Genomic DNA, 25,489 nt, shown 5'->3' with positions numbered 1-25,489 from the left:
GTGGCCGGCCCCTTTCTCTTCGGTTCGCCGCCTGATCGCCCGGGTTGTTCCCCGGTGCGATCGGGGTGCTAGCGGGTGTAGCTGTACTTGGCGGACAGGCCCGGGTTGCCGGCCTTGTCGTAGGCCCGCACCTGCACGGTGAAGCTCTTCGCGACCGCCGTGGTGGCGAACTTGAAGGCCGCGGTGCCGGTGTGCGTCTGCGCCACCTTGCCGTTGAGCAGCAGCTCGTAGCGGGTGATGCCGTTCGCGTCGGAGCCGGTGTAGCCGATCGACACCGTGCCGGAGAGCTTGGAGCCGCTCTTGGGCGCCGAGGTGATGCGCACGCCCGGCGCGTTGTTGTCGATCGTCACGGTGCTGCTGACGATCTTGTTGTTGCCGGCCCGGTCGAAGATCCGCAGCTCGATCTTGGTCGGGCCCTTGTACGAGCTGAAGTTGAAGCTCACGCCGAACGGCGCCTTGCGGCTGTAGCTGACGAACTTGCCGTTGACCCAGAGCGTCGTGTTACGGATGCCCGAGCGGTCGTCCTTGAGGCCCACCGGGCTGACCGTGAAGGTGCCGCGCTTGAACGAGCCGTTCCCCGGCGAGATGCCGGTGGCGGTCGGCGGCGTGGTGTCGGTCGGGACGTTCAGCGACGGCGGGATGTCGATCAGGCCGTAGTTGACGCCGCCGTTGGTCAGCGGGCGCTTGGCCGCGGCGGTGTAGATTGCGTTCGCGATCGACCAGCCGGAGTAGGACGGGTTCTCCGCCTTGATGAGCGCGGCGGCGCCGGCGACGATCGGCGACGAGAACGACGTGCCCTCGATGCCGGTGCTGTAGTTACCCCTGCTGTCCATGCTCGACACGGTGCCGGGGGCGGCCACATCGACCCAGACGTCGGCCGGTGAGGTCGAGGTCTTGGGCTTGTTGTAGGACGACCACTTCGTGCGGGTGGTCGTGCCAGCGGTGCAGTCGGGGTCCTTCGCGAAGTCCGTGCAGCGCTGGGTGGCGGCGACCGTGAGCACGTCGCCATAGGCGCCGGGGTACTGCTTCACAGTGTTGCCATCGTTGCCGGCCGCGGCCACCACCAGCGCGCCGTTCATGTTGGCGTAGGCCACCGCATCGGCCAGCGCCTGGGTGCCCTTCACGCCGCTGAGCGAAAGGTTGAGGATGCGGGCGCCCTTCTGAACGGCCCAGATAATCCCCTGTGCCACATCGCTCTGATAGCCGTCGCCCCGGGCATCGAGCACCTTGACTGGCATAATTTTACAAGTCCAGCAGACGCCGGCCATGCCGTCGCCGTTGTTGCCGCGGGCGGCGACCAGCGCGGCAACGGAGGTGCCGTGGCCGGCGTCGTCGGCCGGCGAGGCGTCGTTGTTGACGAAGTCGTATCCAGCCACGGTGGCGCCCTTGAGGTCGCCGACGGCGTTGACGCCCGTGTCGATCACCGCGACCGTGGGACCGTTGGCACCACCCTTGGTCGTGTCCCACGCCTTCGGAGCGTGCACCGTGTACATCTCGTTCTGCTTCGAGAAGACCGGGTCGTTCGGTATCGTCTCGGCCGTCTTGACGGGCTGGTCGGTCTCGACGTAGGCGACGTTCGGGTCGCTGCGCAGCGCGGAGATCGTCGCGGCGCTGCGCTCCGGCGACACGGTCACGCGCGAGGCGTTGATCGCGGAGAGCGCGGCCTTGGCGGCGTCGGAGACCGAGACGCGCGCGCCCGAGGCGGACAGGGCGCGGGTGGCGGAGGCGCGGTCGGCGCCCGCCTTGTAGCCGACGATCAGGCGCACGGGCGTGGAGGAGGCAGCGGGCGCCGCGTCCTTGTCGGCAGCCAGTGCCCAGGTGGTCACGCTCGTCATCGTGACGACGACGGCGGTGGAGATGAGACCGACGGTGATCCGCCGCGGTGTGAGCTTCATTGAAGCGTGTGCCTCCCCCGTTGATTCGCGGCGGTCAGCGTACGGGCGAATCCAGGGAAAGCAATGAGCAGTTTCACATTCCGAGATCATCGGGCATTGAGCTGCGGATCATGCTCGCTTACTGTTCCGGCATGCGGAACAAGAGGGCCGGGCTCTGGATCGCCGGCGCGGTGGTGCTGGCACTGCTCGCCGGCGGCGGCATCGCCTGGGCCGTGCGCTCGGGGTCGGACAAGCCTACGGCAGCGCCCGCCCCGGCCGCCTCGTCGTCCCCGGCGGCGGAGCCCACGACCCCGCCGCCGTCGCCGGGCGCCGACATCACCGGGCCGCTCGACCTGCTGCTCGTCGGCGTCGACACGCGCGTCTCGATCCCCGGCTGGGAGCCGCACGCCGACGCGATCATGCTGCTGCACGTCGAGCGCGGGCTCGACTCGGCGTACCTCTATTCCCTCCCCCGCGACCTGCGGGTCAAGGTGCCCGGCGCCGGCACGCGCAAGGTCACCGAGGCGATGAGCCGCGGCTCCCGCGTCGAGGGCAGCGAGCAGCCCGACGTCCGCAAGGGCTACGAGCTGCTGACCAGGTCGATCAGCGGCTACACCGGGATCCGGCAGATCCAGGCCGGCGCGGTCCTCAACTTCGGCGGCCTCGCCCGGCTGACCGACCAGCTCGGCGGCATCGACCTGGTGATCGACCAGCAGGTGAAGTCGCGGCACCGCAAACCGGACGGCTCGCTGCGCCCGCTCTCGGGCGGCGACTACCGGGGACCGCAGGCCGTCTATCAGCCCGGCCGGCGGCACCTGGTCGGCTGGCAGGCCATCGACTACGCCCGGCAGCGGTACGGGCTGCCCGACGGCGACTACGACCGGCAGCGCCACCAGCGGCAGATCGTCTCGGCGCTGCTGACCAAGGCGCGCAGCCAGGGCTTCGACACCGACGCGACCAAGGTGGACGGGCTCGTCGAGGCGCTGGGCGACACCTTCGTCTACCTGGGCGGCCGCAAGCCGGTCGAGTACGCGTACGCCCTCCGCGGCCTGCTGCCGTCGAAGATCACGCGGGTGAGCCTGCCCGGCAGCAGCGTCGGGCGCGGCGGCGGCTACCTGGGCGAGCAGCTCACCGCCGAGGGCCGGGGCTTCCTGCAGGCCGTCGCGCGGGACCGGGTCGCGGCCTACCTCGCCGCGCACCCCGGGCTGGTGGACAAGTAGGCCTCACGGCTTCGGCGGTTTCGCCGTCCCGAACAGCCAGGCCCGGAAGAAGTCGTCGAGCTGCTTGCCCGACACCTCCTCGGCGAGCGCGATCAGGTCGTCGGTGCGCGCGTTGCCGTTGCGGTGCTCGCTCGTCCACCGCTTGAGCAGCTGGTCGAACGCGGCGTCGCCGATGGTCCGGCGCAGCGCGTACACGGTCATCCCGCCGCGCTGGTAGACCGCCTGGCTGAAGATGCGCGCCGCCCCGGGGTCGCCGGGCGGGCCGGGCTGGTCCCACGGGAACGAGTCGTAGGTGCGGTCGAAGCTCTGCTGCACCGTGCCCCGGCCCTTGTGCTCGGTCCACAGCCACTCGGCGTACGTCGCGAAGCCCTCGTTGAGCCAGATGTCCTGCCAGCGCTCCAGCGCCACGCTGTCGCCGAACCACTGGTGGGCCAGCTCGTGCGCGACGACCGTCTCGTCGGCGCCGCCGCCGAAGAAGGCCGGGCCGTAGACCGGGCGGCTCTGCGTCTCGAGCGCGTACCCGATCCGCTTGTCGTCGACGGCGACGCCGCCGTACGCGTCGAACGGGTACGGGCCGAACTGCGTCGCCAGGAAGTCGGTGATCTCGCCGGTGGCCGCCAGCGACCGCGCGGCCGGGCCGTCGGCGGGCAGCGAGTCGGCGACCGCGATCACCATGGGCTTGCCCTGGTGCGTTGACGAGGCGATCCGGTACTGGCCGATCACGACCATCGACAGGTAGCTGGCCATCGGCGCGCTCTCGGTCCACGACCACGTGGTCCAGCCGCCGGTGGTGCGGCTGCCGCCGGGCACGCCGTTGCTGATCGCCTCGACCCCCGCGGGCACGGTGATCGCGAGCTTGAAGGTGGCCTTGTCGGACGGGTGGTCGTTGACCGGATACCACGTGCTCGCCGACTCGGGCTGGCCCAGCGCGATCGCGCCGCCGCCGCCGGTCTCGCGCAGCCAGCCGCCGTCGCCGAGCACCGCGTTGGGCAGCTGGGCGGGCTGCCCGCCGTACTCGATGACGGCGGTGAACGCCCGTCCGCTCGCGATGCCCGTGGCGGGGGTGACGGTGAGCTCCGCGCCGGAGGCCGACGAGCTCGCCCGTACGCCGTCGACCGTCACGTTCTTCGCGGTCAGCTTCGAGAGGTCGAGGTTGAACCGGGACAGGTCCTGGGTGGCCGTCGCCGTGATCGTGGCGGTGCCGGTCAGCTCGTTCTTGGCCGGGTCGTAGCGCACCCGCAGGTCGTAGCCGGCCACGTCGTAACCGCCGTTGCCGTACTTCGGGAAGTAGGGGTCCCCGGCGCCCTCCGCACCCGGCGCGAAGGCCGGCGCGGACGACGACGAGACCACAGGGGACGGTTCGTCGTCGCCCGAACAACCGGCTGCCACCAGTGCGACGCCGAGGATCCCGGCAACGGCTGTGCGTCTCATAGGCGCGAGGTTAGTCAGCGGTCGAGGACCAGAGCCACTTTCTGAAACTCCTTGACATCGCGGTAGCCGCACTTGGCCATCGCCCGCCGCAGCCCGCCGAACAGGTTGAGCTGTCCGTCGGGACGGTTCGCGGGGCCGAACAGCAGCTCCTCCAGCGTGCCGTCGGGCTCGCCCGCGATGCAGAACCCACCGCGCGGCAGCTGCGGGTGGCTCGCCGCCGAATGCCACCAGGCGCCACCGGCCGGGGCGCCCTCGGCAAGCGACAGCGGCTCGCCCAGCATCACCGCGTCGGCGCCGCAGCCGATCGCCTTGGCGATGTCACCCGAAGTGGAGATGCCGCCGTCCGCGATCAGGTGAACGTAGCGGCCGCCGGTCTCGTCCAGGTAGTCGCGGCGGGCGGCCGCGGCGTCGGCGATGGCGGTGGCCATCGGCACCCGGATGCCCAGCACGGTGTCGGTGGTCGACCACTCGTCGGCGCCCACCCCGACGATCACGCCGGCCGCGCCGGTGCGCATCAGGTGCAGCGCCGTCTTGTAGTCGGTGCAGCCGCCGACGATGACCGGCAGGTCGAGGTCGGCGATGAACTCCTTGAGGTTCAGCGGCTCGTCCGTGGTGGACACGTGCTCGGCGCTGACCAGCGTGCCCTGGATGACGAGCAGGTCGACGCCCGCGTCGAGCACCACCGGGGCGAGCGCCAGCGTGTGCTGCGGCGAGACCCGGACGGCGACGGTGACGCCGCCCTCGCGCATCGTCCGCACCCGCTCGGCGATCAGCTCGGGCCGGATCGGCTCAGAGTAGACCTCCTGCAGGCGCCGGGTCGCGTCGGCGTCCTCGTCGAGCGAGCCCAGCTCCTCGAGGATCTTGGTGGGGTCCTCGTAACGCGTCCACAGGCCCTCGGCGTTGAGCACGCCCAGGCCGCCGAGGCGGCCCAGGGCGACGGCCGATTCCGGGCTCATGGTCGCGTCCGACGGGTGCGCGACGCAGGGGATCTTGAAGGGGTACGCGTCGACGCGCCACTCGGTGGACACGTCGTCCACGTCGCGGGTGCGCCGGCTCGGGACGATGGCGATGTCGTCCAGGTGGTACCCCCGCTGGGCGGTCTTGCCGAGACCGATCTCCACTACGTCACGCATCTTCTTCGCCTCGTCCTATTAGCGGGAGTGGTAGTTCGGGGCCTCGACGGTCATCTGGATGTCGTGCGGGTGGCTTTCCTTGAGGCCCGCGGCGGTAATCCTGATGAGCTGACCACGCTGCTGCAAGTCGGGGATCGTCTCGGCGCCCGCGTAGCCCATCGCGAGCCGCACGCCGCCGACGAGCTGGGCCACCACGCGCGAGAGCGGGCCGCGGTAGGGCACCTGGCCCTCGACGCCCTCGGGGACCAGCTTCTCCTCGGGCACGTCGTGCTGGAAGTAGCGGTCCTTCGAGTACGACTTGGCCTGCCCGCGCGACTGCATGGCGCCCAGCGACCCCATGCCCCGGTAGGACTTGTACTGCTTGCCGTTGACGAAGATGAGGTCGCCGGGGCTCTCCTCGGAGCCCGCCAGCAGGCCGCCCAGCATGACGGTCTCGGCGCCGGCCACGATCGCCTTGGCGATGTCGCCGCTGTATTGAATGCCGCCGTCCGCGATCACCGGAACGCCGAACGGGGCGCAGGCACGCTGGGCCTCCATCACGGCGGTGATCTGCGGGACGCCCACGCCGGCCACGATGCGGGTGGTGCAGATGGCGCCGGGGCCCACGCCCACCTTGACCGCGTCGGCGCCGGCCTCGGCCATCGCCTTGGCGCCCGCGTAGGTCGCCACGTTGCCGCCCACGATGTCGGTGGAGGTGTCGCGCTTGAGCCGGGCGATCATGTCGAGCACCTGGCGCTGGTGGCCGTGCGAGGTGTCCACGATGATCACGTCGACGCCCGCGTCGATGAGGCCGCGGGCGCGCTTGTAGGACTCGTCGCCGACCCCGACCGCCGCGGCGACCCGCAGCCGGCCCTGGTCGTCCTTGGTCGCGTTGGGGAACTGCTCGCTCTTGGTGAAGTCCTTGACCGTGATGAGCCCGCGCAGCCGGCCGCTGTCGTCGATGAGCGGCAGCTTTTCGACCTTGTGCTGCTGCAGCAGGCGCAGCGCCTCGTCCTTGGTCACGCCGACCGGCGCGGTGATCAGCGGCATCTTGGTCATGACGTCGCGGACCTTGGCGTTCTCGTCGGTGACGAAACGCATGTCGCGGTTGGTCACGATGCCGACCAGGGTGCCGTCGGCGTCGGTGACCGGCACGCCCGAGATGCGGTAGCGCCCGCAGAGCTGGTCGACCTCGCGCAGGGTCTCGTCGGGGCTGCACGTGACCGGGTTGGTGATCATGCCGGACTCGGAGCGCTTGACGAGGTCGACCTGGGCGGCCTGGTCCTCGGGCGAGAGGTTGCGGTGGAGCACGCCGATGCCGCCCTCGCGGGCCATCGCGATCGCCATGCGCGCCTCGGTGACGGTGTCCATCGCCGCGGACAGCAGCGGGATCGTCAGGCCGATGTTGCGGGTGAGCCGTGTGTTCGTGTTGACCCGGCTGGGGACGATGTCGGACTCTCCGGGCTGGAGGAGCACGTCGTCGAAGGTCAGACCGAGCGGAACCGTACGGGCCGAGTCAGTATCCACGGAGCATCCCTACAAGCTGGAAGACGGATGGTTCATGGTACCCATCCGGACTGCGGCGCCTCGCACGACGGAGGAGCACGTGCGGGCCAGCACACATCCGCCCGGGGTGAGTACGGTAAGGGGGTGCAAGAAGAGCCGATCGACCCGTTCAACGGCGACCCCGCCGACCCGGCCGCCGGGCTCGACGACCTCAGCGAGGACGTCGAGGCCGAGCCGCTGACCGACGCCGAACGGCAGGACGTCCTCGAGGACCTCTCCGACCTGGAGATCTATCAGGCGCTGCTGAGCCCGACCGGCATCCGCGGCCTGGTGATCGAGTGCGAGGACTGCCACGAGCCGCACTACTTCGACTGGGACCTGCTGCGGGGCAACCTGCAGCACCTGCTCAGCAGCGGGCGTCCCCGGGTGCACGAGCCGGCGTACGACCCGGATCCCGACCACTACGTCACGTGGGAGTACGCGCGCGGCTACGCCGACGGCGTGCACGACACGCTGACCGAGGGCAACGAGGACGAGAAGGAGTAAAAGGCCGGGGCTGAGCCGACCGGCTCCGCTTCGCTCCGCGGGCGATCGCCTTGTAACCGGTGAGTTGACAGGCGATTTTCCGCCACCCGCAAACCCCGCGGGCGTCGAAAAACCGACTGCCAACTCACCGGCGGCGATCGCCGGGCAGGGCAGTTAGGCCACTAGACCGGCTCGGAAGCCGGCTGCGACCGCGTGTGCGCGGTCCCGGGCGCCCAGCTTGCGGAACAGCCGCCGGGCGTGCGTCTTGACGGTGTCCTCCGAGACGAACAGCTCCCGCCCGATCTCGGCGTTGCTCTTGCCGTCGGCCATCCCCCGCAGCACCTGCAGCTCCCGCTCGGTGAGCGTGAGCCGCCGGCCCGCGGGCGCCGGGTCGGCGACCCCGACCTGGGTCTCGTTGCCCGGCCAGGCCACCATCGGGCGGCCGGTCGCCGGGTCGATCGGGGCGTCGCCACGCTGGGCCGGCACCATCGGCGCGTTGGGGCCCAGCACGGCCGGCACGGCGGCCGCGTTGGGCGAGCCCATGCCGAGGCCGTTCTGATACGTGCCACGCGCGGCGGTCGAGTTGTTGTTGCGGGCCCCGCCGGCGACGGTGGCCGGCTGGGCGTTGGCGCCGTTGATCGGCATGCCCTGCGGGCGCACCGGGAGCAGCAGCAGGAGCAGCGCCTTGGCGACGACGCTGACTAGGTCGTGCTCGACGCCGCGGATGACGCCGCGGGCGCCGGCGGCGACGGCTGCCGCGGCGACCCGGGGGTCTTCGGCGCCGAAGAGCACCAGCTGCGCCTGCGGCGCACGGGCAAGGACGCGACGGGTGAAACCGACGCTGTCGGGACGGGTCACGGCGGTGTCAGCCAGAACCACTTCAGCCGGCCGTTCAGCCAGGCGGATCATGGCCTCGGTCTCGCTGACCGCGGTCCGGACGACGCCGGTCATGCCGAGCCGGGCCGCGGTGGACGCGACGGTCTGGGCCGCCAGCGGGGTACGGACGCACACGAGGACGGTACGCACAGTGATCCTCCTTCTCTCTCAGAGGAGATCACGCGAGGGCCGCAGCATTACGCGCTTTAGATGGAAAAAAAGGGAAAGGTCGGTATGGCTTCGTTGCTCGATGTCATGCGGCGTGAAGAAGACATCGATGTCGTGCGTGTGAGGCCGGGATCTCAGGGGTAAGACCGCGGCAGGCCTGAGCAAGGGCCCTCAGGAACGACACTCCGCGGTGCCGCGCGGGAGGAGGGTTTTATGTCGAACGTTCGCAGACTGCCCGGGCCTATCGCTGACCTGTGGGACTGGCAGCGCCTCGGCCTGTGCCGGGGCCGGGACAGCGCGCAGTTCTTCCACCCGGACGGTGAGCGCGGTTCGTCCCGCAACCGCCGGGAGGCCAAGGCCAAGACCATGTGCGCCGCTTGCCCGGTGCGAGCCGAGTGCGCCGCCCACGCTCTTGCGGTACGCGAGCCGTACGGGGTCTGGGGAGGCTTCAGCGAAACGGAGCGGCTGCGGCTGCTCGCGGTCGGCTGGGAGGACCTCGCCGACCGTCATCACGGACGTGTCGACCTTGCTCGCCTCGAGGCCCGGCTCGGCCGGCCCCACAAGTCGGCCGTGCCGGCGCAGCGGCAGGCGCCCGCCGCCTGACGCCTGACGCGCGGCATCACCATGACGATCCGGTCCCCGTTCGGGGGCCGGTTCGCGTTGTTCGACGGCTCTTCATCAACCGCATCGGTGGACATGCAAGCCACCGTATGAGCGACTTGGACACCAACGACGGACGCCTGGTGCGGCCTTCAACCAATGGCACTCAACGAATGTCGACGCGGACGGCGTGCCAGCCGCTCGCCCCGTCGGGCGCGGGCGCAGCCGGAGTGCTCGTCTGTGTGGCCCCGGTGCCGTCGGTCGCCCGTACCCGGAGCCGGTGCTCGCCCTCGGTCGCCTGCCACGCGTAGCTCCACTGCCGCCACGTGTCGCTCGACACCGTGGCGGCGAGCGTAGCCTCCGCCCAGGGCCCGTCGTCGACCTGCACCTCGACCCTGGCGATCCCGCGGTGCTGCGCCCATGCCACCCCGCCGACCACCACGGTGCCCGGCGCCCGCCGCGACCCGTCCCGCGGGGTGTCGATCCGCGACTCCGTCTTGATCGGGGCCTGCTGCGACCAGCCGCGCGGCACCCAGTACGCGTCGAAGTCCGAGAACCGGCTCAGCTCGATCTCGGTGATCCACTTGCACGCGCTGACGTAGCCGTAGAGCCCGGGCACCACCATGCGGACGGGGAAGCCGTGCTCGATCGGCAGCGGCTCGCCGTTCATCCCGACCGCCAGCAGCGCGTCGCGCCCGTCCAGCAGCACCGACGTGGGGCTCCCGCACGTCCACCCGTCCACCGACCGCTGCACCACCTGGTCGGCGCCCGGCAGCGGGCCCGCCTCCTCGATCAGCTCGCGGATCGGCGTCCCCAGCCACAGCGCGTTGCCGATCAGGTCGCCGCCGACCTCGTTGGACACGCACGCCAGCGTCACGTACCGCTCGATCATGGGCCGCCGCAGCAGCTGCTCCCACGTGATCGTGATCGGGTTGCGCACCATGCCGTGGATCCGCAGCTGCCACGTCGACGGGTCGACCTGCGGCGGGATGAGCGCCGTGTCGATGCGGTAGAAGTCCTTGACGGGCGACACGTACGGGGTCACGCCCGGCACCTGCACCCCGGCCGGCACGGGCGGCGCCGTCTGCCGCGCGACCGGCAACACCACGTCCGCGCGCGCCGCCGTCACCGCCTGCCGCGACGTCAGCCACCGCCCCGCGAACCCCGAGGCCACCGCCGCGCCGAACGCGACGCCCAGCCCCTTGAGAAAACCGCGACGACCTTCGGTGTACGCGTCCCGGCCGGCCCGCGGCCCGCTCCGCAGCAGCACGGAAGCCGGCGCCCCCGTAGCCGTGCCGCCCTGCTGGGCAGCCGCCTCGGCGGGCACCACCGTTCCCGTGCCGGCCCGCTGCGCAGCCGCCTGATCGGGCGCCGCCGTTCCCGCGCCGGCTCGCTCGAGCAGCAGCCGCAGCACCCAGACGGCCAGCCCCGCGCCCGCCACGGTCGGCAGCCAGGCGAAGACGCCCGCGTCGTGCCGCGTCATCGCCGCAGCCACGCCGACGGCGGCGAACAGCCCGATCCCTGCCAGGGCGGCCCGCCAAGACCGCAGCGCGAGCACCCCCAACCCGTACGCGTAGGCCGCCAGCAACACGGCGGTGCCCACGATCAGCGCCGTCTTGTCGTGCACGCCGAAGACCCGTACGCCGAAGTCCTTGACCGCGGCGGGCACGTTGTCGACCACGACCGAGCCCACCGCCACCAGCGGCGCCGACAGCGGCCCGGTCAGCACGGCCACCACCTCGGCCGCTCCCACCGCGACCGCGGCGGCCGCCACCCCGGCGAGACCGGCCCGAACCGAAAGCTTCACGTCTTCATCCTGCTCCGCGCGGCCCGCTCCGGCGACGGTCCCGTCCGCAACATCACGTTCGGCGTTCGACGAAGGGAGCGAGCAGCCCGGGAACCGCGGCGTCGGCCACGTCGATGCCGGCGCCCGTGGCCACGTCCCGGATGGCGTAGGCGCCCGAGCCCGCCGCCGTGGTCGCCCGGACGGTGGCCAGCCCGGCCCGGCGCTGGAACACCGACTGCCGCACCGTCCAGCCGATGATCCCGTGGCGTTGCAGCGCCACGGTCGAGCGGCGCACCGAGCCGCTGCGCGCGACCAGATAGGCGCCGTGCAGGCCGTGGCCGAGGCTGCGGTACGCGTCCAGGGCTAGGGCCACGGCCACCGGCACGGCGATCACCGCCGCAATCGACGAGACGTGCAGCAGCACATCGGTGAACAGCACGCCGAGCACGATCAGCGGCAGCTCGCCCGCGAGCACGCCGGCCAGAGCCCAGCGCAGGCGTCGCCCGCGGGCGGCGACCGGGTGCGGCGACAGGCGCACGGCCTCGGTCGGCGCGACCGGCTCGCGCAGCACGCCGGCGGCAACCCGCTGGGCCAGTGCCCGGGGCGCGGGCGGCACCAGCGTGCCGTGCTGGGTCTTGTTCCGCTCGGCGCCGGTCGCCATGCCGGTGGTCAGCACGTCGACCCGTGCCGCTCCGGCCAGCCGCGTCCCCAGCGGCTCGACGAGCTCGGCGCCGCGCACGCGGTCCTCCTCCACCGAGATCGACCGGGTGGTCAGCAGCCCCCGGCGCACCCGCAGCGTGCCGCCCGGCTCGCGGTCGAGCCGGTAGCCCCACCACATCTCCACCCACAGCCCGAGCGCGCCCAGGACGCCCACCACGAGCGCCAGTCCGAGCAGCACGGCGAGGGCGCCGATCAGGCCCAGCCCGCCGAGCCGGTCGATCGCCCAGTCGACCAGCCCGCCGGCCCGGCCGAACCAGTCCGCGACGTTGAGCGCGCCGCCGATCGCGGAGACGCCCAGCAGGGGCGCGACGAACGACACCGGCGCGTAGCGGATCCAGCGCGGGTCGAGCACGGCGAGCGTGCCCTCGGTGACCGTGCCCGCGGGGCGGTCCAGCAGCGTCCGGCGCAGCTCCTCGCCGGTGGCACGGGTGACCGGGGTCAGCCGCACGGTCCCCTCGTCGGCGTGCTCCCCCGTGCCGATCCGCACCGAGACCAGCCCGAACACCCGCAGCAGCGGGTTGGCGGTGACGTCGACCGCACGGATTCGGTCGCGCTGCAGCGAGCGACGGGTGCGGATCAGCACGCCGGTGTGCAGCTCGACCCGGTCGGGGCCGACGCGGTAGCGGCTGAAGCGCAGCCGCAGCCACTCGGCGACCGTGCCGGCCGCCACCACCAGCACCGAGCCGGGCAGCACCCAGCCCAGCGCGACCGCGGTGGAGATCTCCGACAGCCCGATCGCGGTCGGGACGCCGGCCAGCACCGCGACCCCGAGCATGAACAGCGCCGCCACCGGCACGGCCCGCCGATCGAGCCGGCGCCACTGCTCGCTCACGTGGCATCACCGGGCACGGCCTGCGTGGCGGCGGTGAGCTGCTCGGCGAGGTCCTCGGCCAGCGCGTGCGCGAGGCCGGGCAGGGTCACCGCACCCTTGGCCGACGCCGTCGTCACGACCACCGTGGCCAGGCCGAACCGCTGCTCGATCGGGCCGCGACGGGTGTCCACGGTCTGGATGCGCGACAGCGGCGCCACCCGCCACTCCTGCCAGAACCGGCCCGTACGGGTGTAGACGGCCGTGCCGGTGACCTCCCACCGGTGCACGCGGAACCACCAGCGGGGCAGCGCCACCGCCGCCACCAGCCCGATCACCGCGACGACGAGGGCGGGCGTCAGCAGCCAGAACCGCGCGGGCCGGATCAGCAGGCCCAGCACGAGCAGCACCACCACCGGCGCGGCGAACAGCAACAGCAGGTCGGTCGTCCACCAGCCGACGGCGCGGCGGTCGACGGGATGCCGCGGCGGCCGCAGCCGGGTGCCGCTCGCTGCTGCTCCCGCAGGATCTGCTCCTCCGGACATGTCGTCCCCCGCCGTCGTCCGCCCGTGGACGACTACGTTTCCACAGATTCGCCGTCGTCCATAGGCGGCGTCAGCGACGAACGGCCCGCCGCGCGCGGGCCAGCAGTCCACCGATCGCGGAGCCGCGGCGCACCTGCGACCCACGCGACGGGGCCGGCGCCGGCTGCGGGACGTCCTCGGGGTCGCGGGCGGGCTCGTCGACCCGTACGGCGGCCGGCACGCCGGCGTCGATCCGTCCCACGGCGGCCGCCCCGCCGGTGAACAGCGTGGGCTCGACCAGCACCGCGATGCCGTCGGCGCCGACGAGCTGGCGCGCGCCGTCCGGCCAGGCCCGCACGATGGCGCAGGCGTCGAAGCGTACGGTCGCGCAGTTGTCGCCGGCGACGACGCTGACGCCCTCGGGCCCGACGATCAGCCGCTCGCCCGGGGTCTCCAGCGACCGGTACGCGGAACCGGACACGGCCTGCTCGGAGCGGACGGGTGCGGCCGTGAAGCCGACCCAGTCGCCGCGGGTCTGCGGGGTCATCAGCAGACCGGCGTCCCAGGCCTCGGCCGCCACCTGCGCGACCTCGGCGACGCCGACGGCCCGCACCTCCGCGACCGCCTCGCCGGCCTCGCGCACCGGGCGGCCGGCCAGCAGGCCCAGCGCCTGTCCCGGCAGCCGCGTGCCCTGCTCGTCGGCCTGCCGCAGCGCCTCGGCCTGCTTCTTCACGACCGCGGCCACGTCGGTCTCCTCGACCCGGCCCACCCGCAGCGCGGCGAGCACGTCGACGAACCCGCCGAGCACGGCGTTCTGCTTGCCGGGCAGCGTGTCCGCGACCGCGGTCACCAGCGCGCGGTCCGCTCCGAGCGGTTCGTAGCCGGTGTGGGCGGCGTACGACAGCCCGCCCTCCTGCCGCAGCTCGCGGAACATCGCCCGCTCGAGCACCCCGGCGAACACCGACGAGCGCGCGGCGCGCGGCACCAGGGCGTCCCACACCAGCATCCCGGACGAGCCGCCGAACCAGGCAGGCGTCGCCGGCAGGGCGGACGACATCGCGGGCGGGTCGCGGCGTACGCCGGACGGCAGGTCGAGCCGCAGACCCGCCGGCACGCCGTCGCCGGCCACCCAGAGCACGGCGTTCTCCCTGGTGAAGTAGCGCCGCACCCAGGCCTGCAGGTCGTCGGCGGTGATCGCCGGCAGGCCCCACTCCGGATAGCTGGGCATGCCGTGGTCGCGGGCACCGTGCCGCCACAGCGCCATCGGACCGGCCGCAGCCGGGTTGCGTCCGTTCGCCTCGGCGCGCAGCAGGTCCTTCTCGACGGCGAGCCGCTGCAGGGGCAGGTCGCGCAGCGAGGCGCAGACCCCCGTGAGGAAGGCCGCCAGCTCGTCCTCGGAGCCCTGCATGTGGAAGAACGTGTGCTCGACGCCCGTGGCGCCGTTGTAGTGGTAGTCCGCGCCACCGGTCGAGAACAGCGCGAGGTGCTCGACCAGGTGCGTGACGCCGCGCCGGGCCAGTGGCTCGTCGGCGAACCCGACCCGGAAGGCGATCCCGGCGTGCGCCGGCCCGGATGCGGGTGCGACCAGCGCCGGCACGCCGTCGACCTCGATCTGCTCGATCATCGGGCTCCTCCGCGGCCAGCGCCCGGCGCCGCCGGTTGCGGACCTGCTCGGCGGGGTCGTCGCCCAGGTACGCCCACGGGTACTCGGTGGCCAGGTCGCCGAGCATGGTGAACATCGCGGCCGCGGCACGCCGGTCGCGGATCAGGCTGAAGACCATCGCGAACGTGCTCGCGGCCTGGACCCAGCCGTGGTCGCGGCCGAAGCCCGGGTGCAGCACGGACCGCTCGGCGGCCTCGTAGAGCTCCGTGCGGACGGGCCCGCCGTTCAGGTACGCGGTGCTGGTGCCCGCGGGCAGGTCCAGGGTGTGCTCGACGTGGGCCTCCGCGACCAGGACGCCCTGGGCCGAGCCCGGCGGCGCGGCCAGCATCGCCTCCCGCGCCCACGAGTGCAGGCCCTCCCAGGTGCCACCCCACTTGGGGCACAGCGACTGCAGCAGCTGCATCTGCGCCGGCAGGTGGTGGGGGTCGGCGGCCACGGCCCTGTCGTAGCGGCGCCGCGTCTCGGCGATGCCCAGCTCCAGGCCGCGCGCCGCCAGCGTGCGGGCCGTCCAGAGCGCCGGGTCCCGCGGGTGGCGGGCGGTCGCGTCGAGGAGCACCACCTCGGCCTTGCGCAGCCAGTCGTGGAACAGCTCGAACTGCTTGGCGCTCACCTGGTCGGCCCGGGCGGTCGAGCGGATGTTCCACCCGATGTCGATGTACCGGAAGCCCAGCACCGCCGCGGCCGCCGCGTCCGCCGGATTCCGGGCGAGCACCTCGCGGACCTGATCCTCGACGTCCTGCACCTCGGCGGCCGCCCGCAACAGCATCGTGCGGCCGGCCGGCGGCAGCCCGTCGGCCAGCCGGCGGGCAGCGTCGAAGTCGCGCGCGGCCAGCAGCTCCCGCAGCACGCGGACCTCGGGGTAGGCGTCCGCCGGATCGAACAGGACGGCGTCGGGCTCGGTCACGGCGGGCAGCATAGACGCACTTGATCATCGCCGGATACCCCGTCCGGAGGCCCGCACGAAGAAGCCGTCCCGCGGGAGCGGAACGGCTTCTCGGCGGTGGTGGACGGGTCAGGAGAGCAGCGGGTCCTCGAGGAGGTGCTCGAAGGCGAGCTCGGCCGCGCCGATCAGGGCCGCGTCGTTGCCGAGCTCCGGGGTGCGCAGCCGGATGTGCTCGCGGCAGGCGGGCAGCGCGATGGCGGTGAGGCGGCTGCGGATCTGGGCGGCGGCCACCAGGTAGACGTCGCGGAGGGTGCCGCCGAAGATGACGGCCTCGGGGTTGAAGATGTTGACCAGGTTGCCGACGCCGAAGCCGAGCCACTCGCCCACCTGGCGGACGGCGAACTGGGCCTGGCTGTCGCCGCGCATCGCCGCCTCGACGACGCCCAGCACGGCCTCACGGCCGCTCTGCGACTCCCGGCCGGCGTGCTTGAGCAGGGCGTACTCGCCGATCTCGGTCTCCCAGCAGCCGCGCGAGCCGCAGCTGCACTCGCGGCCGTAGGGGTTGACCACCATGTGGCCGACCTCGCCGCCGTAGCCGCCGTGCCCGGCCACCCGGCGCCCGTCGGCGATGATGCCGGCACCCACCCCCACGTCGCCGTAGAGGTAGATGACGTTGTCGCAGCCCGCGGCCGCGCCGCGGCTGTGCTCGACCAGCGCGGAGACGTCGGCGTGGTTGCCCAGCGTCAGCCGGCCCACGTCGCCCAGGGACGCCCGCAGCGCGGCCCCGACGGGCTCCTCGACCCAGCCGATCGTGGGCGCCAGGCGGACCATGCCGTCCACCCGGCGGACCATCCCGGCCACCGCCACGCCGGTGCCGACGTAGCGGGTGTCGTCGTCGGGCACGCCGGCACGCATCTCCCGGACGAACTCGGCCAGCGGCTGCACCGCGTCGAGCACCTGCATGCCGCGCGGCCGGTCGGTCTCGCGGCGGTCGAGGATGCGGCCGCCCAGCCCGACCCGGGCCGCCCGCAGGCGGTCCACCTCGATGCTCAGCGCGTACGCGTACACCCGGGACGACTCGGGCCGGACGACCAGCGACGGTCGCCCGGCCCGGCCGGTCTCTCGTGGTGCCGCCTCGCTGACCAGCCCTGCGGTGGTCAGCTCGGCGGTCAGGGCCCCGATGGTGCTGCGGTTCAGGCCGAGCCGGCTGGTGAGTTCGGCCCGGGACGTCGCCCCGTGCACGTGTACGTACCGCAGCAGCGTCCCGAGATTGTGCCGGCGCACCTCCTCCTGGCTGGGGCCGGCTCGCATCAGCGTGCCGTCCCCGGAGCCAGGCGGATGTCGCTCATCGGTTGCCGGTTGCGGCCGCTCTGCGCCGGGCCAGGGCGTCGACGCTCGCGGCGACCAGCAGGATGAGACCGGTCACGATGAACTTGGTGCCGGAGCTGAAGCCCATCAGGCCCATGCCGTTGTCGATGACCGCGATGACCGCGCCACCGATGACGGCGTTGATGACCTTGCCCTTGCCGCCGAAGAGGCTGGTGCCGCCGATGACGGCCGCGCCCACCGAGTACAGCAGGATGTTGCTGCCACCGGTGTTCGGGTCGACCGAGCTGGCCCGGCTGACGGCCATGATGCCGCCGATCGAGGCCATGAACGAGCCGATCACGAAGACCGAGATGCGGATCCGGTCGACCGGGATGCCGGCGCGGCGGGCCGCCTCGGTGTTGCCACCGACGGCGTAGATGTGCCGGCCGTAGCTGGTGCGGCCGAGCACGAAGGTCCAGAGCACCAGGAAGAAGCCGATGATCGGGACGACGATCGGAACGCCCTTGAGCGAGTTGATCGCCGGGTTGATCGCGCGCTCCTGGCTCAGGATCGCGGTGGCCACGAAGATCAGCACGGCGAGGCCGCCGATGCGCATGAGCACGATGCCGAGCGGGTCGGTCACCAGACCGCGCTTGGCCCGGCTGCGGACCTGGTTGAACTGCGCGAGGGCGTAGCCCGCGACCGCGACGACCGCGAGGATCCAGCTCCACGTGACCGACATGTTGTCGTTGTTGAGGGAGTTGAAGAACTCGTTGCGGGTCGAGATGTTGGTGCCGCCGCCGAGGAGCACGAGCAGCAGGCCCTGGAAGCCCAGGAACGCGGCCAGCGTGACGACGAACGACGGGATGCCGATCTTGGCGACCAGGAAGCCGAGCACGAAGCCGATCACGAGGCCGGTGGCCAGCGAGACCGGGATCGCGGTGTACCAGTCCCAGCCGTGGTTGGTCAGCAGGATCGCGGCGACCGCGCCACACACGCCGGAGGTGTAACCGGCGGACAGGTCGATCTCGCCCAGCAGCAGGACGAAGACCAGGCCCATCGCGATGAAGACGTAGATGGCGCCCTGGTTGAACAGGTTCGCGAAGTTGAGGCCGCTGAAGAACGTGTCCCGGGCGACGCCGAAGATCAGGCTCAGCACGATGAGGCCGAGGATGGCCGGCAGACCGCCGAGGTCGCCGCCGCGGACCCGGCTCCAGTAGTCGTTGATGTAGCTGCCGACGGTCGGCTTGACGACCTTGACGCCGCCGGCCGTGGTAGTCGTGGTGGTGGTCACTTGTCGCCTCCCGGCGTGATGTCGACGACGTCCCCGCCGAAGTCAGCCGGCTTCTCGGGAGGCAGGCCGATGTTGCCGCTGCGGCCGCCGGTGATGAGCTCCACCACCTGGGAGTGGGTCACGTCGGTGGTCTTGACCTGAGCCGCCATCCGGCCGAGGTACAGCGTCGCGATCCGGTCCGAGACCGCGAACACGTCGTTCATGTTGTGCGAGATCAGCACGACGCCGAGGCCGTTGTCGGCGAGACGCCGGACGAGCTCGAGCACCTGGGCGGTCTGCGCCACGCCGAGGGCGGCGGTCGGCTCGTCGAGGATCACGATCTTCGAGTTCCACAGCACGGCCTTGGCGATCGCCACGGTCTGTCGCTGCCCACCGGAGAGGCTGGCGACCAGCTGCCGCAGCGACTTCAGGGTGCGCACCGAGAGACTGGCGAGGGCGTCGCCGGCCATCTGCTCCATGGTCGGCTCGTCCAGGACGATGCCGCGCTTCTTCTCACGGCCGAGGAACATGTTCTGAACGACATCGAGGTTGTCGCACAGCGCGAGGTCCTGGTAGACGACCTCGATGCCGAGCCCCGAGGCGTCGCTGGGGCCGTGGATCGCCACCGGGTTGCCTTCGAAGGTCACCGTGCCCGAGTCGATCTGATAGATGCCGCTGATGCACTTGACGAGCGTCGACTTGCCGGCGCCGTTGTCGCCGACGAGGGCGGTGACCTCGCCGGGGTAGACGCTGAGGGCAACGTCGTGCAGAACCTGGACGGGACCGAATGCTTTGTTGATCCCGCTGAGTTCCAAGAGGGGTGTCGCGGCCACGGTGGTTCTCCTTCGCTAAGTGACCGGGTTTGCCGCCCGTGGCAGAGCCAGGGCGGCAGGGTGGGGGGAAACCCAACTCCGGCGCCGCCCACACCCCCGGTGACCGGGGGGTGAGCGACGCCGTCGTCAGTTCGGGACTAGCCCGCCATCAGTTGAGGGTTTTTCAGCTGATGCCCGCTTCGGTGCAGAACTTCGCGAAGTCAGCGGTGCAGACGGCGTCCTTGGTGACGAAGCCGTCGGCGATGACGTCCTTGACGTTCTCCTTGGTGATGGACTGCGGGTCCAGCAGGACCGAGGGAACGTCCTTGCCCGACTCCGGGTCCTTGGTGGTGCCGGTGGCCGTGGTCGGCTTCTCGTTCTTGGCCAGCGCGATCGCCAGCTTCGAGGCCGCGTCGGCCTCCTTCTTGATCGCCTTGTAGACCGTCATGCACTGGTCGCCGGCGAGGATGTTCTGCAGGCCCTGAACGGTGGCGTCCTGGCCGGTGACCGGGACCTGGCCGTTGAGCTTGTTCTTCTTCAGCACCTGGATGGCCGCGTTGCCGAGGCCGTCGTTCGCGGCGAGAACACCCTTGATGTTCTTGTTGCCGGTCAGCATCTGCTCGAAGATCGTGCCGGCCTGCGCGTTGTCCCAGTCCGGAACGCTCTGGTCCGGGCCCTTGGTGAAGGTGCCGTCGTCGTACTTCGGCTTGAGCTTCGAGTCGTAGCCCTGCTTGAACAGCGTGGCGTTGTTGTCGGTCGGGGCGCCGTTGAGCTCGGCGACGACCGGCTTGGTGTACTTCTTCTCGGTGAGGCAGTTGATCAGGCCCTCACCCTGCAGCTCGCCGACCTTGACGTTGTCGAACGACACGTAGTAGTCCGCGCCGCCGCTGAGCGTGAGACGGTCGTAGTCGATCGTCGCGATACCGGCCTTCTTGGCCTTCTCGAGGACGGCCTTACCGGTGCCGGAGTCGAGGTTGACGATCATGAGAACCTTGACGCCGCTCGAGATCATGCCGTCGGCGATGGTCTGGAACTGGTTCTTGTCGCCCTGCGCGTTCTGGATGTCGACCTGAACGCCGGCCTCGTCGAACGCCGCCTTCAGAAACTTCGGGTCGTCGGTGCCCCACCGCTGCGAGCTCTTGGTGTCCGGCAGGATGACGCCAACCTTGCCGGCGGCCGCGGAGCCACCGCCGCTGCTGCCGCTGCCGGAGTCGCTGCCGCTGTCGTCGCCACATGCGGCCATGCTGCCGGTGGCCAGCAGGCCGACCGCGGCAAGGGCGAACAGTCCCTTACGCATTCCTTGTGTCCTTTCGGGTAAATCCGGGCCTTCGATCGGATTCGAGAGTGTGCGCTGCGGGAGTGTCGCTCCCCGAGACGCTTCAGTGATCAAGTGCACAGAGTGATCAGGAGCTAGTTTGTTGTGTCCGGCAACGTATTCCGGTTGCGCCCGGTTACACAAGCGGTGTCGGCGGGCGATCTCGTAACCGGGCATAACAATCCGGCAACACGGAGGTGGTAGGAGCAGAAAGACCCTGGTGAAGGCGCGTCGCTCGACTCCGATCGATCGCGGGCGTGACTCACCATGTGACGCTAAGTCAGGTCCGTGCCCGATCTGGACCGTTCTCGGGAGAAAGATCCTCTCGGGGCGTAACGTTGTCGTAACGGTCGCCGCCGAGCCCGGTGGTTTCGACCTCTATGTCCGGATTGCTGCCGTGGTCGCCCCGGTGAGACGCACCAGATCCGCCGGCGCGAGGCCCACCTGCAGGCCGCGCCGACCGGCCGAGACGTACATCCGGTCGAGGCCCAGGGCGGAGTCGTCGATCACCGTGGGCAACCTCTTGCGCTGCCCGAGCGGGCTGATCCCACCACGCACGTATCCGCTGCTGCGCTCCGCGGCGGCGCGGTCGGCGAGGTTTGCCCGTTTGCCCCCCGCGGCGTGCGCGAGCGCCTTGAGGTCCAGATCGCCGGTCACCGGAACCACCCCCACCACGAGCGACCCGTCGACGTCCGCGATCAGCGTCTTGAAGACCCGTTCCGGCCCGATGCCCAGCGCCTCGGCCACCAGCGCGCCGTAGTTGGGCGCGTCCGGCGAGACGTCGTACGGATGCAGGGTGTGCTCGACCTTCTGCGCGGTGAGCAGCGCGGTGGCCGGCGTGCCGGCGGCGGCCTTCTTCGCCATGGCGCGCAGGCTACTCCGCCGCTACGCGCGGCAGAGGATCACGGTCGGCGCGCCCGCCACCCGCGTGAGCACCAGCGACGCCGCCGCCGGGCCGGCCAGTCGGAGGTCGCGGCGCAGCTGGTCCGGTTCCAGGGCGGAGCCGCGCTTGCGGATCTCCAGACGGCCCACGCCGCGCTCCCGCAGCAGCGCCCGCAGCCGCTTGAGCGAGAACGGCAGCACGTCGGTGATCTCCAAACAGCGGGCGTACGGGGTGACCGCCGGCTCGTCCGTGTAGACGTACGCGATCTCCGGGTCGGCGAGCCGGCCGTTCACGGTCTCGGCGAACTCCGCCACGAGGTGCGACCGCACGACGGCCGGATCCGGGTCACAGAGGTACGCCCCCACGCCGCCCACCGGCGCCACCCGCGCGCCGCTCCCGGTCAACTGCCACTCCCCCGCCCCGTCCGCCCGGGTCTCCCCGCTCCCATCCGTTCGCCTGTCCACCCCGGCCTCGCCGCGCTCGTCCGCTCGCCTCCCTGCACGCCCGTCCGTTCTTCCTTCCGCGGGCGGGCGTCGCTGTTCCGCGGGCAGCAGCGTCGCGCGGCGTGGCGCCTCCGCCAGCGGCCCGCACCAGAAGGCGGCCTCCACCAGGTCGCCGCCGACGCTCACCCACTCCCCCTCGGCGCCGGGCGGCAGCAGCGCGTGGTCGATCCCGGGCGCCAGCTTGAGCACGGTGCGCGGCACCCGCTCGGCCAGCCCGGCGATGAAGTCCCAGGGCGGCGAGTACGACCGGGGGTCGAAGACCCGGCCGCGGCCCGCCCGGCGCCGCGCGGGGTCGGCGAAGACCGCGTCGAACGCCTCCACCCGTACGGAGGTGGCGTCCGCGCACTCGACCGTGATCCGGTCCGCGAGGCCGAGCGCTTCGACGTTGGCGGCGGCAGTCGCGGCGGTGACGGGATCGGCGTCGACGGCGTGGACCGTGATGCCCGCCCGCGCCGCCGCCAGCGCGTCGGAGCCGAGACCGCACCCGAGGTCGGCCAGCGTGCGGACGCCCGCGGCGGCGAGCCGGGCCGCCCGCCGGTCGGCCACCACCCGCCGGGTCGCCTGCTCGAGGCCGGCGCGCGTGAAGAACATCGACGCGGCGTCGGGACCGAACTTCGAGGCCGCGCGGCGCCTCAGATCGACCTGCGTCAGCGCCGCCGCGGCGAGGTCGCCGGGGACGCCGCGGGACCGCAGAGCCGAGGCCGCGGCGAGCGGATCCAGGCCCGCCACCTCGCCCGCCGCCGCCAGCGCCTCGATGCCTTCGGGGGTCCTCAAGTCCGCAGTCACGCAGGCATTCTCTCCCGCACGACATCATTGGCACTCTGGTTGACGGAGTGCTAGTTCCGGCCTAATCTCCGATTAGCACTCTCAACATGAGGGTGCCAGCCACGCGGCCATCCGGGCGCGTGGTTAGGCACCAGGCGGACCGGCACCCGCGACGACGGCCCCGCCCGGTGGCATGAGGCATCAAGACCGGCCAACACTTGACCGGCGGAACCTGATACCCAGGAGGGTATGCCCGTGACTACCGCGACCAAGGTTGCGATCAAGCCGCTCGAGGACCGCATCGTGGTCCAGGCGAACGAGGCTGAGACGACCACGGCGTCGGGCATCGTGATCCCCGACACCGCCAAGGAGAAGCCGCAGGAGGGCACCGTCCTCGCTGTCGGCCCCGGCCGCATCGACGACAAGGGCAACCGCATCCCGGTTGACGTCAAGGTCGGCGAGACGGTCCTGTACTCGAAGTACGGCGGCACCGAGGTCAAGTACGCCGGCGAGGAGTACCTGGTGCTCTCCGCCCGCGACGTCCTCGCGGTCATCGAGAAGTGACCTACTGACAGTGCTTACCGCCCTGGCCCGCGCGACGGGTCAGGGCGGTGGTGCGTGAAGGGCTATTGAACAATGGCGAAGATTCTCAGCTTCTCGGACGACGCCCGCCACCTGCTCGAGCACGGCGTCAACTCGCTCGCCGACACGGTCAAGGTCACCCTCGGGCCGCGCGGCCGCAACGTCGTGCTGGACAAGAAGTTCGGCGCGCCCACGATCACCAACGACGGCGTCACCATCGCCAAGGAGATCGAGCTCACCGACCCGTACGAGAACCTCGGCGCGCAGCTGGTCAAGGAGGTGGCGACCAAGACCAACGACGTCGCCGGCGACGGGACCACCACTGCGACCGTGCTCGCTCAGGCCCTGGTGCGTGAGGGTCTGCGCAACGTGACCGCGGGCGCCAACCCGATCGGCCTCAAGCGCGGCATGGACCAGGCCGCCGAGACCGTCTCCAAGGCGCTGCTGGCGAAGGCCGTCGAGGTCGCCGACCACAAGGCGATCGCGAACGTGGCCACCATCTCGGCGCAGGACTCCACCATCGGCGAGCTCATCGCCGAGGCGATGGACCGCGTCGGCCGCGACGGTGTCATCACCGTCGAGGAGGGCTCGACCCTGTCGACCGAGCTCGACGTCACCGAGGGTCTGCAGTTCGACAAGGGCTTCATCTCCCCGAACTTCGTGACCGACGCCGAGTCGCAGGAGGCCGTCCTCGAGGACGCGCACATCCTGATCACCACCCAGAAGATCTCCAGCATCGAGGAGATGCTGCCGCTGCTGGAGAAGGTGCTCCAGTCCGGCAAGCCGCTGCTGATCATCGCGGAGGACGTCGAGGGTCAGGCCCTGTCCACGCTGGTGGTCAACGCGATCCGCAAGACGCTGAAGGTGGCCGCCGTCAAGGCGCCCGGCTTCGGCGACCGGCGCAAGGCGATGCTGCAGGACCTGGCGATCGCCACCGGCGGCGAGCTCATCGCCCCCGAGCTCGGCTACAAGCTCGACCAGGTCACCCTCGACATGCTGGGCACCGCCCGGCGCGTCGTGGTCGACAAGGAGAACACCACGATCGTCGACGGTGGCGGCAAGTCCGCCGACGTCACCGACCGGGTCTCCCAGATCCGCAAGGAGATCGAGGCCTCCGACTCCGACTGGGACCGCGAGAAGCTGCAGGAGCGGCTGGCGAAGCTCTCCGGCGGCATCGCGGTGATCAAGGTCGGCGCCGCGACCGAGGTCGAGATGAAGGAGCGCAAGCACCGCATCGAGGACGCCATCGCGGCGACCAAGGCCGCGGTCGAGGAGGGCACCGTCCCCGGCGGCGGCGCCGCCCTCGCCCAGGTGGCCACGGAGCTCGACGGCGGTCTCGGCCTCACCGGCGAGGAGGCGATCGGCGTCTCCATCGTCCGCAAGGCGCTGGTGGAGCCGCTGCGCTGGATCGCGCAGAACGCCGGCCACGACGGCTACGTCGTGGTGGGCAAGGTCGCCGAGCTGGGCTGGGGCCACGGCCTCAACGCGGCCACCGACGAGTACGTCGACCTGGCGGCCGCCGGCATCATCGACCCGGTCAAGGTGACCCGCAACGCGGTCTCCAACGCCGTGTCGATCGCCGGTCTGCTGCTGACCACGGAGAGCCTCGTGGTCGACAAGCCGGCCGAGCCGGAGCCCGCCGCTGCCGGCGGTCACGGCCACAGCCACGGTGGCCACGGCCACCAGCACGGCCCCGGCTTCTGATCCATCGGCTTCACCGAAAAGGCGCGTCCCGCTGCGGGACGCGCCTTTTTCGTCGCCTTCCCCCAACCCCGCGACCTCCGGCACGCGCCGGCGGTCGCGCCGCGGCGGTAGAGTGCCGCCGTGGACATCCGGGCATCCGACGAGGACCGCGAGCGCACGGTGGCCGCGCTCGAACGGCACGCCGGCGCGGGCCGCCTCACCCTGGACGAGTTCGCCGAGCGCGCCAAGGTCGCCCACGGCGCCCGCACCCTCGACGAGCTGGCCGCCGTCGTGCACGACCTGCCCGCCGACGCGCCCGCGGCCGCCGCCGCGGCGGCCTCGGCCGAAGAACCCAGCCGCGACCTGCTCATCCTCTTCGCCGTCGCCGCCGCCACGCTCGTTCTGCTCGGCGTCTTCATCGCCCTGATGCGCGCCTGACCCCCGCGCCGTTCGCCTCGCCGCGCCACGCCGTTCGCCTCGCCACGCCGTTCGCCTCGCCACGCCGTTCGCCTCGCCGCGCCGTTCGCCTCACCGCGCCGTTCGCCTCACCGCGCCGTTCGCCTCACCGCGCCGTTCGCCTCACCGCGCCGTTCGCCTCACCGCGCCGTTCGCCTCACCGCGCCGTTCGCCTCACCGCGCCATTCGCAGTTCGCATGCTCTGCGCCGTTC

At 71.8% G+C, this 25,489-nt stretch carries 22 protein-coding genes; 7 read left to right on the top strand and 15 right to left on the bottom strand.

Features of this window, described 5'->3' with window-relative positions; genetic code table 11:
- Nucleotides 1–68: 68 nt before the first annotated feature.
- Nucleotides 69–1,895: a S8 family serine peptidase gene (locus ACSNN8_RS17300; protein WP_436650220.1), complete on the bottom strand. Its 1,827-nt coding sequence runs from the start codon at nucleotides 1,893–1,895 to the stop codon at nucleotides 69–71.
- A gap of 131 nt (nucleotides 1,896–2,026) precedes the next feature.
- Here ACSNN8_RS17300 and ACSNN8_RS17295 point away from each other — a divergent pair, with 131 nt between their 5' ends.
- Nucleotides 2,027–3,094, top strand: a complete 1,068-nt coding sequence (locus ACSNN8_RS17295) for an LCP family protein (RefSeq protein ID WP_436650219.1) — start codon at nucleotides 2,027–2,029, stop codon at nucleotides 3,092–3,094.
- A gap of 3 nt (nucleotides 3,095–3,097) precedes the next feature.
- Here ACSNN8_RS17295 and ACSNN8_RS17290 read toward each other — a convergent pair whose 3' ends face one another.
- From ACSNN8_RS17290 to guaB, 3 genes are read right to left on the bottom strand one after another with little or no spacing between them, the layout of a single operon-like run.
- Nucleotides 3,098–4,525, bottom strand: a complete 1,428-nt coding sequence (locus tag ACSNN8_RS17290) for a M1 family metallopeptidase (protein ID WP_436650218.1) — start codon at nucleotides 4,523–4,525, stop codon at nucleotides 3,098–3,100.
- Between the two features lie 14 nt (nucleotides 4,526–4,539).
- Nucleotides 4,540–5,658 carry a GuaB3 family IMP dehydrogenase-related protein gene (locus ACSNN8_RS17285; RefSeq protein WP_436650217.1) on the bottom strand — a complete coding sequence of 373 codons (1,119 nt, stop codon included), beginning with the start codon at nucleotides 5,656–5,658 and terminating at the stop codon, nucleotides 4,540–4,542.
- Nucleotides 5,659–5,676: 18 nt separating this feature from the next.
- On the bottom strand, nucleotides 5,677–7,164 hold the full coding sequence (guaB, locus tag ACSNN8_RS17280; RefSeq protein WP_436650216.1) for an IMP dehydrogenase: 1,488 nt from the start codon (nucleotides 7,162–7,164) through the stop codon (nucleotides 5,677–5,679).
- 123 nt (nucleotides 7,165–7,287) lie between these two features.
- On the opposite strand from guaB, the gene ACSNN8_RS17275 reads away from it, so the two are divergent.
- Nucleotides 7,288–7,689, top strand: coding sequence for a DUF5319 domain-containing protein (locus ACSNN8_RS17275; protein ID WP_436650215.1), 402 nt, complete (start codon nucleotides 7,288–7,290; stop codon nucleotides 7,687–7,689).
- Nucleotides 7,690–7,842: 153 nt separating this feature from the next.
- Here ACSNN8_RS17275 and ACSNN8_RS17270 read toward each other — a convergent pair whose 3' ends face one another.
- On the bottom strand, nucleotides 7,843–8,694 hold the full coding sequence (locus tag ACSNN8_RS17270; RefSeq protein ID WP_436650214.1) for a response regulator transcription factor: 852 nt from the start codon (nucleotides 8,692–8,694) through the stop codon (nucleotides 7,843–7,845).
- 231 nt (nucleotides 8,695–8,925) lie between these two features.
- Here ACSNN8_RS17270 and ACSNN8_RS17265 point away from each other — a divergent pair, with 231 nt between their 5' ends.
- Nucleotides 8,926–9,315, top strand: coding sequence for a WhiB family transcriptional regulator (locus ACSNN8_RS17265; protein ID WP_436650213.1), 390 nt, complete (start codon nucleotides 8,926–8,928; stop codon nucleotides 9,313–9,315).
- Between the two features lie 163 nt (nucleotides 9,316–9,478).
- On the opposite strand, the gene ACSNN8_RS17260 is transcribed toward ACSNN8_RS17265, so the two are convergent.
- From ACSNN8_RS17260 to ACSNN8_RS17245, 4 genes are all read right to left on the bottom strand, one after another.
- On the bottom strand, nucleotides 9,479–11,119 hold the full coding sequence (locus tag ACSNN8_RS17260; protein WP_436650212.1) for a molybdopterin-dependent oxidoreductase: 1,641 nt from the start codon (nucleotides 11,117–11,119) through the stop codon (nucleotides 9,479–9,481).
- A gap of 52 nt (nucleotides 11,120–11,171) precedes the next feature.
- Entirely contained in the window at nucleotides 11,172–12,650 is a 1,479-nt protein-coding gene (locus ACSNN8_RS17255; RefSeq protein WP_436650211.1) for a PH domain-containing protein, read from the bottom strand.
- Nucleotides 12,647–13,171, bottom strand: a complete 525-nt coding sequence (locus tag ACSNN8_RS17250) for a PH domain-containing protein (protein WP_436650210.1) — start codon at nucleotides 13,169–13,171, stop codon at nucleotides 12,647–12,649. Before ACSNN8_RS17250 ends, ACSNN8_RS17255 begins: the two co-directional genes overlap by 4 nt.
- Nucleotides 13,172–13,241: 70 nt before the next feature.
- Nucleotides 13,242–14,774, bottom strand: coding sequence for an insulinase family protein (locus ACSNN8_RS17245; protein ID WP_436650209.1), 1,533 nt, complete (start codon nucleotides 14,772–14,774; stop codon nucleotides 13,242–13,244).
- A 619-nt stretch (nucleotides 14,775–15,393) separates the two neighbouring features.
- Between ACSNN8_RS17245 and ACSNN8_RS17240 the strand changes: the two genes are divergently transcribed.
- Nucleotides 15,394–15,741, top strand: a complete 348-nt coding sequence (locus ACSNN8_RS17240; protein ID WP_436650208.1) for a hypothetical protein — start codon at nucleotides 15,394–15,396, stop codon at nucleotides 15,739–15,741.
- An 84-nt stretch (nucleotides 15,742–15,825) separates the two neighbouring features.
- On the opposite strand, the gene ACSNN8_RS17235 is transcribed toward ACSNN8_RS17240, so the two are convergent.
- The 6 genes from ACSNN8_RS17235 to ACSNN8_RS17210 form a co-directional block, all read right to left on the bottom strand.
- Nucleotides 15,826–17,007 (bottom strand): ROK family protein, encoded by a 1,182-nt coding sequence (locus ACSNN8_RS17235; protein ID WP_436650207.1) that lies wholly within the window; start codon nucleotides 17,005–17,007, stop codon nucleotides 15,826–15,828.
- A gap of 34 nt (nucleotides 17,008–17,041) precedes the next feature.
- Nucleotides 17,042–18,298 (bottom strand): sugar ABC transporter permease, encoded by a 1,257-nt coding sequence (locus ACSNN8_RS17230; RefSeq protein WP_436650206.1) that lies wholly within the window; start codon nucleotides 18,296–18,298, stop codon nucleotides 17,042–17,044.
- Complete coding sequence (locus ACSNN8_RS17225; RefSeq protein WP_436650205.1) at nucleotides 18,295–19,110, bottom strand: ATP-binding cassette domain-containing protein; 816 nt, start codon at nucleotides 19,108–19,110, stop codon at nucleotides 18,295–18,297. The genes ACSNN8_RS17230 and ACSNN8_RS17225 overlap by 4 nt, the downstream gene beginning before the upstream one ends.
- Before the next feature lie 163 nt (nucleotides 19,111–19,273).
- The gene (locus ACSNN8_RS17220; RefSeq protein WP_436650204.1) at nucleotides 19,274–20,386 is read right to left on the bottom strand and encodes a sugar ABC transporter substrate-binding protein; all 1,113 of its coding nucleotides are present in this window, start codon (nucleotides 20,384–20,386) and stop codon (nucleotides 19,274–19,276) included.
- Between the two features lie 396 nt (nucleotides 20,387–20,782).
- A complete protein-coding gene (gene ybaK, locus ACSNN8_RS17215) occupies nucleotides 20,783–21,268 on the bottom strand; it encodes a Cys-tRNA(Pro) deacylase (protein WP_436650203.1) in 486 nt (161 codons plus the stop codon).
- Between the two features lie 21 nt (nucleotides 21,269–21,289).
- On the bottom strand, nucleotides 21,290–22,576 hold the full coding sequence (locus tag ACSNN8_RS17210; RefSeq protein WP_436650202.1) for a class I SAM-dependent methyltransferase: 1,287 nt from the start codon (nucleotides 22,574–22,576) through the stop codon (nucleotides 21,290–21,292).
- Between the two features lie 228 nt (nucleotides 22,577–22,804).
- On the opposite strand from ACSNN8_RS17210, the gene groES reads away from it, so the two are divergent.
- The 3 genes from groES to ACSNN8_RS17195 all read left to right on the top strand — a co-directional run bounded on the left by groES (nucleotide 22,805) and on the right by ACSNN8_RS17195 (nucleotide 25,258).
- Nucleotides 22,805–23,119 (top strand): co-chaperone GroES, encoded by a 315-nt coding sequence (groES, locus tag ACSNN8_RS17205; RefSeq protein ID WP_082771855.1) that lies wholly within the window; start codon nucleotides 22,805–22,807, stop codon nucleotides 23,117–23,119.
- 72 nt (nucleotides 23,120–23,191) lie between these two features.
- On the top strand, nucleotides 23,192–24,841 hold the full coding sequence (gene groL, locus ACSNN8_RS17200) for a chaperonin GroEL (RefSeq protein WP_436650201.1): 1,650 nt from the start codon (nucleotides 23,192–23,194) through the stop codon (nucleotides 24,839–24,841).
- A 120-nt stretch (nucleotides 24,842–24,961) separates the two neighbouring features.
- Entirely contained in the window at nucleotides 24,962–25,258 is a 297-nt protein-coding gene (locus tag ACSNN8_RS17195; RefSeq protein WP_436650200.1) for a DUF1707 SHOCT-like domain-containing protein, read from the top strand.
- Nucleotides 25,259–25,489 lie beyond the last annotated feature (231 nt).

Origin of the sequence: Actinoplanes sp. URMC 104 (assembly GCF_051386375.1) — a bacterium.
GTDB lineage: Bacteria > Actinomycetota > Actinomycetes > Mycobacteriales > Micromonosporaceae > Actinoplanes.
Note: the sequence above shows the minus strand (reverse complement) of the source record. Positions and strands in the feature narration are given on the sequence as shown.